Genomic DNA, 12687 nt, shown 5'->3' with positions numbered 1-12687 from the left:
GCGCCGGGAGCGGATCAGTCGAGCGTGATTTTCGCGGTCTTGATCACTTCGGCCCACATCTTGCGGTCCTGCCCCAGGAACCCGGCGAAATGCTCCGGCGTGTCGCCGACCGGTTCGGAGCCGAACTCCGCCATCTTCTTCTTCACTTCCGGATTGGCCAGCGCCTTCACCAGGGCCTGGTTGTAGCGCGCCACGATCGGCTTGGGCAGGTCCTTCGGGCCGAATATGCCTTGCCAGGTTGGCATATTGAAATCCTTCAGGCCGCTCTCGGCCAGCGTCGGCACGTCGGGCAACAACGGCGAGCGCTTGCTGCCGGTGACGGCGATGGCGCGGACCTTGCCGGACTTGGCCAGCTGTGCCGCCGTGGTGATGTTGTCGACGGTCATGGCGATGTGGCCACCCATCAGGTCGGTGATCACCGGCGTGGCGCCCTTGTAAGGCGCGTGGACCATGTCGACGCCGAGGCGATGCAGCATGGTCTCGGCGATCAGGTGGTTGGAGGTGCCGACACCGGCGGTGCCATAGGTGACCTGAGGCGTTTTTTTCACGTATGCGGTGAAATCGGCCATCGACTTGACCGGCAGTGCCGGGTTGATGATCACCACGTTGGGCTGCGTCGCGAGCATGGCGATCGGCGTGAAGTCATCCGCCTTGTACGGCGTGCCCTTCGGGTTGAGCACGTGCGTCACCGCCATCGCACCGGCCGCACCCATGCCGATGGTGTAGCCATCGGCCGGCGCCTTGGCCAGCTTGTCGGCGGCAATATTGCCGCCCGCGCCGGGCACGTTTTCGACCACCACCGGCACGCCCAGGCTTTCCGACAAAGGACCTTGCACCAGCCGTGCGAGCAGGTCGGCCGAGCCGCCGGGCGCAAAGCCGACCAGCAGCCGCACCGGCTTCGACGGCTTCCACTCCTGCGCATGCGCGCCCGTGGCGGGTATCGCGCCCAGGCTCATGCAAACCATGCCGCGCAGCAGCGGCCCCTTCCACTTCGCCACCTTTTCCATCGTTACTTCCACTCCAGCAGTGTCACGGGCAATCTGTCAGCGGGCTTGCCCTTACCCGCAAGAAAAACATCAGAGGCCGGATTCGTTGCGGCCTGCCAATACCTGGCCCAATAGCGTGGCCACCATCCGGTTGGAGAGCAGCACCGGCGCGCGGGCATGGCGCGCGACTTCCGCCCGCATGGCCTCGGTATAGCCCATGCAGTGCATCACTACGAGGTCGCAGCCGCGCAGCGCCTCGCCGGCTTGCGCGAAGCGGCCGGTGCCGGTGTCGGCGCTGTTCGTGGCGTCCGCGGCGTCGGTATAAGGCGACGCATGCGTGACACGCATTTCGCACGACACGGGTTCGATCAGGTGGAAATTGCCGACCTGGCCTTCGAGGGGCAGCACGATGCCGAGCCGCGTGCATCCCTGGGCGAGCGCGACAGTCAAATGATCCACCACCTGTTGCGGCTCGATCACCAGCGTGCGCATCGGCGGCAGCGCGGTGCCGGTGCATAGCGGCACCAGCACGTCGAAGCGGCCATCGTCCAGCGACGCCATCAGCCGCGCGAGCATGGCCTCGGCCACGGGCTTGCCCATGACTGCCTGCGAGCCATCGCGCAGGCGGCTGGCAAAGCGGTATTCGCCGCTGGCCGGGGCGAGTGCGGCGATCTGGTCGTCGTCGAGGTCGTCGAGGATGCCGTATTCTTCCACCGTCACTGGCAGGCCCAGGTCAGCCAGCATCTGCGGCACCACGTCGGTTCGCGGCGCCTGGCCGATGGTGACGAAGGCCACGCGCGGCAAGCGCCCGGCCGCGGCGGTCATGCCGTCACCCCGACGGTTTGCAAGTGCGCCAGCGAGCCGTAGCGACGCTGCAGTTCGGCCCACTCGTCAACGTCGTAGAAAGGGCACTGGCCCTGGCCGAACAGTTTTGCGGTCTCGATGCAGAAGCGCGTCGCCACGTCCAGGTCGTTTGCGTTGGTTACGCCGGTCGCGCAGCCGGGCACCGTGGTCTGCGCGGTCAGCGCCACGCCGACCACCGGTGCATCAGTGACAATGGCCGGCTGCATGATCGAATTGACGTGCCACAGGCCGTTCTCGTAGGGCGTGATGTCCTGCGTGGTCAGCGGCAGCACCACCGGCAGCTCGCCACTGACCCAGCCGATCAGGTCCAGCATGCGTTCGGGCAGCCGCAGCAGCCAGCCTTGCCTGGCCACCGGCGTCAGCGCGACGCCGCGCCGGTTGACGAAGCGGTTGCCGCGCGTGGTGTCGACCGACAGGATCGCCGCCATTTCCGGATGAACCTCGTGCGACATCATCGTGCGCATGGCGAACGGCGACTTCATCATCGGCACCGGCTGGTGCGGCCGCGTGGCGGCGTGCGGGCAGATATGCGTATGGATGCGGACGGGGCCGGCGAGCACGTCGCCGCCGGCGGCCATGTCGGCCAGCTTCAGCGCCGTGGCGACCGCGACGATGGCGCCGTCGGCATCGGAGACCAGCCCGGTCACGGCCGGGCGCGCGCCCACGCCACCGAGGCGGCCGACCACGCCCAGCGCGGGCAATTCGGGGTTGCGGCCGGGCAGGGTGCAGGCGAGGAAGTCGGTGTAGAGGCCGTTCTCTTCCACGCGCGTCACCGTAACGTCGCGGATGCCGCGCGCGCGCAGCACGGTGGCAACGGCGTCGCCGTCGACATTGGCCGCGGACAGCAGCTCGATCGATTCAATTACCTGCTTGATGGACATCTTGCTGGGGTTCCTTGCTTGCTTTGCTGTAAGGCAATGGGTCAGATGGCAGCGCTGCGCGCCGGCACGGACAATGCGCCGGCGGATATGTCGACGATCTCCGGGCCGAGGAACCAGCGTGCGGCATGCCCGCCGGCCATCTCCATGCGATCGCCGCAGACGCGCACCCAATTGCCCTCGGGCAAGCCAAGGACCGGCATCTGCGGCTGAAGCACCGTGAACTCGGCCAGCCGCTGGTCACGCGTTTCGCCGCGGAAGCCCGGCACCACCAGGTTGAAGTAGTGCGGATTGATCTGGAAGGGCACCAAGCCGAGCGCGTCGAGGCCGCCGGGGTCGGCGACCGGCATGTCGTTGGTGGTGCGGATGGTCGGGCAGGCCACGTTGGTGCCGGCGCTCCAGCCGAGATAGCGCGCGGCGCCCGCAGTCACCTGGCGCGCAATCACGGGCAGCAGGCGGCGCTCGCGCAGGCATTGCAGCAGGCGGAAGGTGTTGCCGCCACCGATGACGATCAGTTCGGCGGCTTCGACCGCCCGCACGCAGTCGGCCGCGGACAGCCGGTGCGGCGAGTACACCTCGATGCCGGCGGGGGCCAGTGCGTCGCGCACCAGCGCTTCATAGGTATCCCAGTCGCGCGTGACGCCGGCGAACGGCAGGAAGCAGGCACGGCGGCGCCCGCCGGCCAGTTCGCGGATCGCGTCGCGGGCATGGACGAGGTAGCCCGCGTCGCTGGAGGAGTTGCTGAGTAACAGGAGTTCCATGGGCTTTAGCTGCGGATGGGCTGGTGGCCGGCGCTGTCGCCGGGTTGGAGCCAGAGCGGATCGCCGATGCGCTGCCCGACCGGCGCCACCGCCTGCACCAGCGTTTCGCGCAGCGCGCGGGCCTGGGCCTGGCTGACCTGCATCGCGGTGAACGACAGGCACAGGCCGCGCACATCGCCCGACAGCGGATCGGCCAGCGTGGTGGCCACCGCGCCGATGCCCGGCATGCCTTCATTTACGGCGATCGCGCTGCGCTCGCGGCGGGCGCTTGCCACGCGCTCGGCCAGTTCGGCCACGGTAGCGGGGCAGCCAGCCGGCGCCTCAGGCAATTTGCGCGCCCCGGAGGTGCCATAGCGTGCGCTGAAATCGGTTTCCGGCAGGCGCGAGAGCAGCACGCGGCCCATCGCGGTGGTGAACGCCGGCCGCCTTGCGCCTGGCGGCGACAGCACTTGCACCGGGTTGCTGCCGTTCAGGCGCTGCAGGACCACGGTGTCGGTGCCGTCGAGCATCGACAGGTAGGCGGTGAAACCGGTGGAGTCCGACAGCGACGCCAGGATGGCCCGGCATTGCTCGTCGAACGGGTGCGCCTGTGTCGCCGCCTGGGCGGCGCGGATCAGCAGCGTCCCGGGGCGGTAGCGCCGCGTCGAGGGCTGCAGCTCCAGCAGCCGGTAGCGCACCATCTGCGCCAGCAGCCGCGAAGCCGAGCTCTTGGCCAGGCCGAGTTCGTCAATAACGTCGTTGAACGTGACCTCGTGCCGGCCCTGTTCGAACATGGCCAGCACGCTTTCCACGCCTTCGAGAATGCTCACACCGTCTCTCCGTCTCTCTGATTTTTCATGGTTCCGTTTTGCGGAACCATGGTTCCGTAAAGCGGTTCGGAAATCATAGGACGGCCGGGGCCGGAATACAAGAGGCCCGGCGACAAGACAAAAAAAGGGACGCTCGCGAGCGTCCCCTTGTCCGTCGGCAGGCGTACGCCTCAGTGCGCCGCCATCGCATCCGCCGATCCGCCACCGCCCCTGGCCGGCCGCGTCAGCCAGACAAAGCCGATCAGCACGAAGAACAGCATGCCCGAGATCCAGAAGATGTCGTTGGCGCCGAGCATGGCGGCCTGCTGCGTGATGTTGCGCTCGATCACCCCGACCGCCTGGGCCTGGCTCATGCCCATCTGCATCAGGTGGTTGAGCTGGTCGTGGTACACCGGGTTGTACGGGTTGACCTGTTCCACCAGTTGCGCGTGGTGCAGGGCCGAGCGGTTCTCCCAGATCGTGGTCGAGATCGACGCGCCGATGCCGCCGAAGGTGATCCGCACGAAGTTAGACAGGCCCGAGGCGGCGGGGATTCTCTCCGGCGGCTGGCCCGAGAGGATGATCGACGTCAGCGGGATGAAGAACATCGCCATGGCCGCGCCCTGGATCAGCGTGGGCACCATCAGGGTCCAGGTATCGACCTGCGTGGTGAAGCCCGCGCGCATCAGGCTGACGATGCCAAAGGTGATGAAGGCCGCGGTGGCCACCCAGCGCGCATCCATCTTCGGCAGGTTGCGCCCGATCACCGGCGACAGCAGGATCGCAAAGATCCCGACCGGCGCCATCACGATGCCCGCGTCGGTCGCGGTATAGCCGACGATGGTCTGCAGCCACAGCGGCAGGATCACCAGGTTGCCGAAGAACAGCCCGTACGCGACCGAGATCGCCACCACGCCCGAGCTGAAGTTGCGGCCCTTGAACAGGCTGATGTCGACAATTGGATGCTTCTCATAGGTTTCCCAGGCCAGGAAGAACAGGAAACCGACGATCGCCACCAGCGTCAGCACTACGATCTCGGTCGAGTGGAACCAGTCCAGCTCCTTGCCCTTGTCGAGCATCAGCTGCATCGAACCGACCCAGATCACCAGCAGGGCCAGGCCAATGCGATCGATCGGCAGGATCTTGGTGGGGGTTTCACGGTCCTTGTAGATGGCCCAGGTGGCGTAGGCGGTGAGAATGCCCACCGGCACGTTGATGTAGAAGATCCACGGCCACGTCATGTTGTCCGAGATCCAGCCGCCCAGCAGCGGGCCCATGATCGGCGCCACCAGCGTGGTCATGCCCCACAGCGCCAGCGCCATGGTGCTTTTCTGCGGCGGATAGCTCGACAGCAGCAGCGACTGCGACAGCGGGATCATCGGCCCGGCCACGGCGCCTTGCAGCACGCGCGCGGCCAGCAGCGTTTCCAGGTTGGGCGCGACGCCGCACAGCCACGACGCCAGCACAAACAGCAGGATCGAGGTGATGAACAGCCGCACCGCGCCGAAGCGCGTGGTCAGCCAGCCCGTCAGCGGAACCGAGATCGCATTGGCCACCGCGAACGAGGTGATGACCCAGGTGCCCTGGTTGGGCGCCACGCCGAGGTCGCCGGAAATGGCCGGGATCGACACGTTGGCGATCGACGAATCCAGCACGTTCATGAACGTGGCCAGCGACAGCGCGATGGTGCCGAGCACCAGCTTGCCGCCGGTCAGCGGCTGCGGCTGCTGTGGCATGGCACGCGCCGGCGCCGGGCTGGCGCCCGGCTGCGCGCCGGGTGCGGCCGGTGCGGCGGAGGGGGAGGTTGCCATGATCAGGTATTGGCCGGCTTGGCGTTGGCGGCGCTGGCCGAGGACAGGCCGTTGCCGCGGCCGCCGTTGTTGGCGGCGATGATGCGCGCGATCAGCTGGTCGGCATCCTGGGCCACCTTTTCATAGACATCGGTCTGCATGGGCTTGGCCGGCGCGGCGGCGGCCATGGCGGCGCCTTCCTCGCGGCGCACGTCGACCTTGACTGTCATCGACAGGCCAACGCGCAGCGGGTGGTCCTTGAGCTGCTGCGCGTCCAGCGCGATCCGCACCGGCAGGCGCTGCACCACCTTGATCCAGTTGCCGGTGGCGTTCTGCGCCGGCAGCAGCGAGAACGCCGAGCCGGTGCCGGCCGAGAAGCCGGCGACCTTGCCGTGGTATTCGACCTTGGAGCCATACACGTCGGCTTCCAGCGTCACGGGCTGGCCGATGCGCATATGCGTGATCTGCACTTCCTTGAAGTTGGCGTCGACCCAGACCTGGTCCAGCGGCACCACCGCCATCAGCGGCGCGCCAGCGGCCACGCGCTGGCCGACCTGCACCGAGCGCTTGGCCACGTAGCCGGTCACCGGCGCGGGCAGGGCCGAGCGCGCGAACGACAGGTAGGCCGAGCGCAGATTGGCGGCAGCGCGCTGCACGTTGGGGTGCTTCTCGACCGTGGTCTGGTCGGTCAGCACCTTGTTCGACGCCAGTTGCTCGCGCGCGGCCAGCAGCGCCGACTCGGCGCCCTTGAGCGCGGCTTGCGCGTGCGAGATCTCTTCGTTCGACACCGCCCCCGAGCCGGCGATGGCCTGGCGCCGGCGCAGGTCGTCGCGGGCCTTGGCCACGTCGGCCTCGCGCAGCGCCACGTTGGCGGCCAGCGAGCCGTTGTTGACGTACAGCGTGCGCACTTCGCGCACGGCCTGCGCCAGCTGGGCCTCGGCTTGTTCCAGCGCCACCTGGGTATCGGCGCGGTCGAGCTGGATCAGCGGCTGGCCGGCGGTGACCAGTTGCGTGTCGTCGGCGGCAATCGACACCACCGTGCCGCCCACCAGCGGCGTGACCTGGACCACGTTGCCGGCGACATAGGCATCGTCGGTGCTTTCGAAATGGCGGGCATACAGGCCCCAGTACACGCCGTAGCCGATGCCGGCGACGACGATCGCGGCGGTCAGCGACAGCAGCATGCGCTTGCGCTTGCCGTTGCCGTTGCTGTGGGTTGCCGGAGCTTGCTGGGGGGTATTGGTGCCGGCCGCTTGCTGGTTGTTGCTCATGATGTCTTCTGAAAAATCTTGTCTGCGATCACTGGGTGCGCGGATCAGCCGCGCGCGCCCGCCTGGGTGTTGTCCGCTTGCTGCGCCTGGCCGTGGGCTGCGCTCTCGTGGCCTTCGGCGGGCTCCTGGTAGCCGCCGCCGAGCGCCTTCATCAGGCCCATCTGCAGGTCCAGCCGACGCGCCTGCAGGTCGGTCGCCAGGCGGCGCTGCTGCAGCACGTTGCTTTCCGCGTTGAGCACCGTCAGTTGCGTGCCCAGGCCGGCCTTGTAGCGCATGGTGGCCAGGGCGTAGGCGTGTTCGGCCAGGTCCAGCGCTTCGCGCTGGGTCTGGATCTGCTTGTCGACGCTGCGGATGCTGGTCATGGTGTCGGCGGTCTCGCGCAGCGCATCGACCAGCGCCTGGTTGTAGTTGGCCACGGCGATGTCGTAGCCGGCGTACTTGCCCTTCAGGTTGGCGCGCAGCTTGCCGCCTTCAAAAATCGGCAAACGGATGGTGGGGCCGATGCCGAAGGTGCGGCTGAGGCCCATCAGCAGCTTGGACGGATCCAGCGCCGCCAGGCCCGCGAACGCGGTCAGGCTGACGTCGGGCAGGAATTCCTTCTTCGCCACGTTGATGTCCTTCGACGCCGCTTCCACGCGCCAGCGCGCCGCCACCAGGTCAGGCCGGCGGCCCAGCAGGCCGATGGTCAGGTTGTCCGGCAGCGTCGGCGTGGCCTGCGCCAGCAGCACCGGGCGCTGGATCTGCAGGCCGCGGTCCGGGCCCTTGCCCAGCAGCGCCGCCAGCTGGTTGCGGGCCAGCGCGATTTCTTCCTCGACACGCTGCAGGTCGGTCTGCGATGCGGCCACGGTACCGCGCGCCTGCGTGGTTTCCACCTGCGTATCAAGGCCGGCTGCCAGGCGCTGGCGCGACAGCTCGGTCAGGTCGCGGCGCTGGGCGATGGCGCGCTCGGCCACGTCGCGCTGGGCGTACAGCGCGGCAAGGCGGGCGTAGTTGCGCGAGATCGACGTTGCCAGGATCAGGCGCGCGGCCTGGCTTTCGGCTTCGGCGGCGCGGTCGTCGGACAGCGCGGCCTCGAGCGCATCGCGGTTCTTGCCCCAGAAGTCGAAGTCATAGGACAGGCCCACCTGCAGGCGCGACTGGTTCTGCCATGAGCCCGCCAGCGGCGTGCCTTCGAACAGGTCGTTGTTGGAGAAGCGCTGGCGCAGCAGGCTGCCTTCGAACTCCAGGTGCGGATAGAGCGCGCTGCGGGTGGCTTCGGCCATGGCGCGCGAGGCCTCAACGCGGGCAAATGCCGCTTGCAGGTTCGGGCTGTCCTTGACCGCCTCATCGACCAGCGCGCTCAGTTGCGGGTCCTGGAATTGGGCAACCCAGTCCTGCGACGGCCACTGGCCGTGTTCGCCAGGCAGGGTTTGCGAGGTGGCCATCGCGGCCGGGTCGGCCACGGTCTGGGTGCTGTGCGAATTGCCAAGCGCTGCGCAGCCGGCCAGCACCGCGGCGGCCATGGTGGTGAGCGCCAGCGTGCCGGCACGGCGCGCCAGCCCGCGTGGGCGGGCAGGCTGGAAAGATCGGAAAGTGAGAGCTTGTTTCATGGTGTTGCTCCGGGGGCCGGAGCCATACGGTTTCTACGGGCTATTACAGTGTCCTGGCCGCGCCGGCCGGACCCTCTGGCGTGCCGAAAAGCCGGCGCGCGGCCCGCTACCCGCTGTTGTTGTCGATGACCCGCCGCAACATGCTGCGCAGCAGCTGGATTTCGTCTTCCGAGAAACCGCGAAAGTGGTGCGCGAGGACCTTGCAGAAGATGGCGGGCAGCCGTTGCACCAGCTCCTGGCCTTGTGGCGTCACCGACAGGTCAACCACGCGGCGGTCGGCGTCGCGGCGCCGGCGCTCGATCAGGCCGCGCTTTTCCATGCGGCTGAGCAAGCGCGTGACGGAGCCCATGTCGGTGTTGAGTTCGCGACCGAGATCGGTGACGGTCGAGGCCCGGCCGGTGGCCAGCATCATCAGGCAGCTGGCCTGGGCCTGGGTGATGTCCAGGGCGCTGACCTCCTGTTCGACCCCGTGCGCCAGCATGTTCTTGGCGCGCTGCATCAGGTAGCCGACGCTGTCGCACATCTGGTATTGGGAGGGTTCGAACGACACGGCCGGGGTGGCGGCCAAGTCAGAAGCGGGAAGCTGTGACATCTTTGCCTTTGCAATCTTTGCTGAGGCAAATATATGTTCACGTTTAACGATAAGCAAGAACGGAAATTCGTTATTGCGAATTGCGCAATTATTTTCCCTATGTCATGGGCAGTTTCCGTCAACGCGTCTTGCGCCGCAACATGATAGAATGTCGGGTTACCTCAGATTCTCCAAAGCGAGACGCAGCAATGACCCGCGCCATCCGAAATATCGCCATCATCGCCCACGTCGATCATGGCAAGACCACCCTGGTCGACCAGCTCCTGCGCCAGGCAGGCACCTTCCGCGACAACCAGCAAGTCGCCGAACGGGTGATGGACTCGAACGACCTGGAAAAGGAACGCGGGATCACGATTCTCGCGAAGAACTGTGCTGTCGAGTACAACGGCACCCACATCAACATCGTCGACACCCCGGGCCACGCCGACTTCGGCGGTGAAGTAGAGCGTGTGCTATCGATGGTCGACGGCGTGCTGCTGCTGGTCGACGCCGTCGAGGGCCCGATGCCGCAGACCCGCTTCGTCACGCGCAAGGCGCTGGCGCTGGGCCTGAAGCCGATCGTGGTGGTCAACAAGATCGACCGTCCGGGCGCGCGTCCGGACTGGGTCATCAACCAGACCTTCGACCTGTTCGACAAGCTGGGCGCCACTGACGAGCAGCTGGACTTCCCGGTGATCTACGCCTCGGGCCTGAACGGCTTTGCCGGCCTGACCGAAGACGTGCGCGACGGCGACATGAAGCCGCTGTTCGAGACCGTGCTGGACAAGGTGCCGGTGCGTGACGACGACCGCGACGGCCCGCTGCAGCTGCAGATCATCTCGCTGGACTACTCCAGCTACGTCGGCAAGATCGGCGTGGGCCGCATCTCGCGTGGCCGCGCCCGGCCGCTGCAGGACGTGGTGGTCAAGTTCGGCCCGGAAGGCAACCCGATCAAGGGCCGCATCAACCAGGTGCTGAAGTTCCAGGGCCTGGAGCGCGAAATCGTGCAGGAAGCCGAAGCCGGCGACATCGTGCTGATCAACGGCATCGAAGAGCTTGGCATCGGCTGCACCGTGTGCGCGCCGGAAGCCCAGGACGCGCTGCCGATGCTGAAGGTGGACGAGCCGACGCTCACCATGAACTTCTGCGTCAACACCTCGCCGCTGGCGGGCCGTGAAGGCAAGTTCGTCACCAGCCGCCAGCTGCGCGAGCGCCTGGACCGCGAACTGAAGTCCAACGTGGCGCTGCGCGTGGCCGATACCGGCGACGACACCATCTTCGAAGTGTCGGGCCGCGGCGAACTGCACCTGACCATCCTGCTGGAAAACATGCGCCGCGAAGGTTACGAGCTGGCGGTGTCGCGTCCGCGCGTGGTGTTCAAGGAAATCGACGGCGTCAAGTGTGAGCCGTATGAACTGCTGACCGTGGATGTCGAAGACAGCCACCAGGGCGGCGTGATGGAAGAGCTGGGCCGCCGCAAGGGCGAACTGCTCGACATGGCGTCGGACGGCAAGGGCCGCACGCGCCTGGAATACCGCATCCCGGCCCGCGGCCTGATCGGCTTCCAGGGCGAGTTCCTGACGCTGACGCGCGGCACCGGCCTGATCAGCCATATCTTCGACGACTACGCTCCGGTGCGCGAAGGCGGCCTGGGCGAGCGCCACAACGGCGTGCTGATCTCGCAGGACGACGGCGATGCCGTGGCCTACGCGCTGTGGAAGCTGCAGGACCGCGGCCGCATGTTCGTCAAGCCGGGCGATGCGCTGTATGAAGGCATGATCATCGGCATCCACAGCCGCGACAACGACCTGGTGGTCAACCCGATCAAGGGCAAGCAGCTGACCAACGTGCGCGCCTCGGGTACCGACGAAGCCGTGCGCCTGGTGCCGCCGATCCAGATGTCGCTGGAATATGCGGTGGAATTCATCGCCGACGACGAGCTGGTCGAGCTGACGCCGAAGAGCATCCGGCTGCGCAAGCGCCACCTGAAGGAGCACGAGCGCAAGCGTGCTTCCCGCGAAGGCGCATAAGCGCCTGAGCGCTGACGCTGATCGCAAAAAACCGCGCCTGCCAGGCGCGGTTTTTTATTGCGTGTCCGGCAGCGTCGCCGGCATGGCGGCACGCGGGCTGCGCCATCCCGGCGGCTTCCACAGATAGCGCAGCTCGCGGTCGCGCCAGGCGTCGGCGAACATGTCGCGCCATTCGTGGAAGGTCAGCGTCAGCGGGTCATGGCTGCGCACCTGGCGCGTAATGCCGTACACCGGTGCCTCGCGCTCCGGGACGAAGGTGCCGAACAGGCGATCCCAGATGGTCAGGACGCCGGCATAGTTGCGGTCGATGTACTGCGGGTTCTTCGCGTGGTGGACGCGATGGACCGAAGGCGTGTTCAGCAGCCGCTCGACCAGCGGCCAGCGCTGCCCGAGCCGCGTATGGACAAAGAACTGGAATGCCAGGTTCAGGCCCACGGCAAGGATCACCCAGTCTGGCGTGAAGCCGATATACGCCAGCGGAATCCAGAACAGCCACATGCCCGACAGCGGGTACGTCAGGCTCTGCCGGAATGCGGTCGAGAAATTCATGCCCTCTGACGAATGATGCGTCACGTGCGAGGCCCACAGCCAGCGCACGCGATGGCTGGCGCGATGGAACCAGTAGTAGAGGAAGTCCTGCAGCAACAGCAGCAGTGCGAACGACCACAGCGTCTGCGGCATGGCCTGCAGGCCGTGCTGGTAGCACCACGTATAGACGGTGCGGACCATTAGCCAGAGAAAGAACGCATCGGAGGCCTGGTGCATCAGCGCCAGCACGGCGTTGGAGAGGGTGTCGCGCAGGCTGTACACGGCAGGGTCGCGGCGCGCCCAGTACCACGCTTCGGCACCGATGGTCAGCACGAAGACCGGCGCAAAGGCCAGCAGCACGAGTCCGGGATCCAGCGAGGCGGTGTTCATCCCGCCAGTGTGCCCGTTCGCCGCGAAATTGCCACGAGGGCTTCCTCCAAACGGCGGGGCATGCGCAACGCGCGCCGTATCCATCACTTGATGGCGATGATGTACTGCCACGCAATTCTGTCACGCGTGTGAAGGCGATCCATACGGGTAAAGGATGCGGCGCGCGCGCCGTAGTTGGACAGGGCAGCGGCGCGGCGCGCCGCCTTCATTCCAGTTTCCTTAGTTTTCCCGGAGCCTCATC

At 67.0% G+C, this 12687-nt stretch carries 12 protein-coding genes; 1 reads left to right on the top strand and 11 read right to left on the bottom strand.

The window, feature by feature from the left end; translation table 11 throughout:
- Nucleotides 1–14: 14 nt before the first annotated feature.
- From E5S69_RS22960 to E5S69_RS22920, 9 genes are all read right to left on the bottom strand, one after another.
- Nucleotides 15–1007, bottom strand: coding sequence for a Bug family tripartite tricarboxylate transporter substrate binding protein (locus E5S69_RS22960; protein WP_171516900.1), 993 nt, complete (start codon nt 1005–1007; stop codon nt 15–17).
- A 69-nt stretch (nt 1008–1076) separates the two neighbouring features.
- Nucleotides 1077–1811, bottom strand: coding sequence for an AroM family protein (locus E5S69_RS22955; RefSeq protein ID WP_171516899.1), 735 nt, complete (start codon nt 1809–1811; stop codon nt 1077–1079).
- The gene (locus E5S69_RS22950) at nt 1808–2731 is read right to left on the bottom strand and encodes a DUF1177 domain-containing protein (protein ID WP_171516898.1); all 924 of its coding nucleotides are present in this window, start codon (nt 2729–2731) and stop codon (nt 1808–1810) included. Before E5S69_RS22950 ends, E5S69_RS22955 begins: the two co-directional genes overlap by 4 nt.
- A gap of 41 nt (nt 2732–2772) precedes the next feature.
- Nucleotides 2773–3489, bottom strand: a complete 717-nt coding sequence (gene pepE, locus E5S69_RS22945) for a dipeptidase PepE (RefSeq protein ID WP_171516897.1) — start codon at nt 3487–3489, stop codon at nt 2773–2775.
- A 5-nt stretch (nt 3490–3494) separates the two neighbouring features.
- On the bottom strand, nt 3495–4298 hold the full coding sequence (locus tag E5S69_RS22940) for an IclR family transcriptional regulator domain-containing protein (protein ID WP_171516896.1): 804 nt from the start codon (nt 4296–4298) through the stop codon (nt 3495–3497).
- 170 nt (nt 4299–4468) lie between these two features.
- On the bottom strand, nt 4469–6088 hold the full coding sequence (locus tag E5S69_RS22935; protein WP_272871735.1) for a DHA2 family efflux MFS transporter permease subunit: 1620 nt from the start codon (nt 6086–6088) through the stop codon (nt 4469–4471).
- Between the two features lie 2 nt (nt 6089–6090).
- On the bottom strand, nt 6091–7338 hold the full coding sequence (locus E5S69_RS22930; protein WP_171516895.1) for an HlyD family efflux transporter periplasmic adaptor subunit: 1248 nt from the start codon (nt 7336–7338) through the stop codon (nt 6091–6093).
- Between the two features lie 44 nt (nt 7339–7382).
- Nucleotides 7383–8927 (bottom strand): efflux transporter outer membrane subunit, encoded by a 1545-nt coding sequence (locus tag E5S69_RS22925; protein WP_171516894.1) that lies wholly within the window; start codon nt 8925–8927, stop codon nt 7383–7385.
- A gap of 106 nt (nt 8928–9033) precedes the next feature.
- Entirely contained in the window at nt 9034–9519 is a 486-nt protein-coding gene (locus tag E5S69_RS22920) for a MarR family winged helix-turn-helix transcriptional regulator (RefSeq protein ID WP_171516893.1), read from the bottom strand.
- Between the two features lie 188 nt (nt 9520–9707).
- Here E5S69_RS22920 and typA point away from each other — a divergent pair, with 188 nt between their 5' ends.
- Nucleotides 9708–11528 carry a translational GTPase TypA gene (typA, locus tag E5S69_RS22915; RefSeq protein WP_171516892.1) on the top strand — a complete coding sequence of 607 codons (1821 nt, stop codon included), beginning with the start codon at nt 9708–9710 and terminating at the stop codon, nt 11526–11528.
- 54 nt (nt 11529–11582) lie between these two features.
- Here typA and E5S69_RS22910 read toward each other — a convergent pair whose 3' ends face one another.
- On the bottom strand, nt 11583–12446 hold the full coding sequence (locus tag E5S69_RS22910) for a sterol desaturase family protein (RefSeq protein ID WP_171516891.1): 864 nt from the start codon (nt 12444–12446) through the stop codon (nt 11583–11585).
- Between the two features lie 83 nt (nt 12447–12529).
- On the bottom strand, nt 12530–12655 hold the full coding sequence (locus E5S69_RS32670; RefSeq protein WP_272871734.1) for a hypothetical protein: 126 nt from the start codon (nt 12653–12655) through the stop codon (nt 12530–12532).
- Nucleotides 12656–12687: the final 32 nt, after the last annotated feature.

The sequence above is a fragment of the Cupriavidus necator genome (assembly GCF_013141915.1).
GTDB classification, from domain to species: Bacteria; Pseudomonadota; Gammaproteobacteria; order Burkholderiales; family Burkholderiaceae; genus Cupriavidus; species Cupriavidus necator_B.
Note: the sequence above shows the minus strand (reverse complement) of the source record. Positions and strands in the feature narration are given on the sequence as shown.

Bases quoted from the DNA above. Each gene is read 5' to 3' on its own strand.
- E5S69_RS22960 (WP_171516900.1), bottom strand. From the start codon at position 1,007: ATGGAAAAGGTGGCGAAGTGGAAGGGGCCGCTGCTGCGCGGCATGGTT.
- E5S69_RS22955 (WP_171516899.1), bottom strand. From the start codon at position 1,811: ATGACCGCCGCGGCCGGGCGCTTGCCGCGCGTGGCCTTCGTCACCATC.
- E5S69_RS22950 (WP_171516898.1), bottom strand. From the start codon at position 2,731: ATGTCCATCAAGCAGGTAATTGAATCGATCGAGCTGCTGTCCGCGGCC.
- pepE (WP_171516897.1), bottom strand. From the start codon at position 3,489: ATGGAACTCCTGTTACTCAGCAACTCCTCCAGCGACGCGGGCTACCTC.
- E5S69_RS22935 (WP_272871735.1), bottom strand. From the start codon at position 6,088: ATGGCAACCTCCCCCTCCGCCGCACCGGCCGCACCCGGCGCGCAGCCG.
- E5S69_RS22930 (WP_171516895.1), bottom strand. From the start codon at position 7,338: ATGAGCAACAACCAGCAAGCGGCCGGCACCAATACCCCCCAGCAAGCT.
- E5S69_RS22925 (WP_171516894.1), bottom strand. From the start codon at position 8,927: ATGAAACAAGCTCTCACTTTCCGATCTTTCCAGCCTGCCCGCCCACGC.
- E5S69_RS22920 (WP_171516893.1), bottom strand. From the start codon at position 9,519: ATGTCACAGCTTCCCGCTTCTGACTTGGCCGCCACCCCGGCCGTGTCG.
- typA (WP_171516892.1), top strand. From the start codon at position 9,708: ATGACCCGCGCCATCCGAAATATCGCCATCATCGCCCACGTCGATCAT.
- E5S69_RS22910 (WP_171516891.1), bottom strand. From the start codon at position 12,446: ATGAACACCGCCTCGCTGGATCCCGGACTCGTGCTGCTGGCCTTTGCG.
- E5S69_RS32670 (WP_272871734.1), bottom strand. From the start codon at position 12,655: ATGAAGGCGGCGCGCCGCGCCGCTGCCCTGTCCAACTACGGCGCGCGC.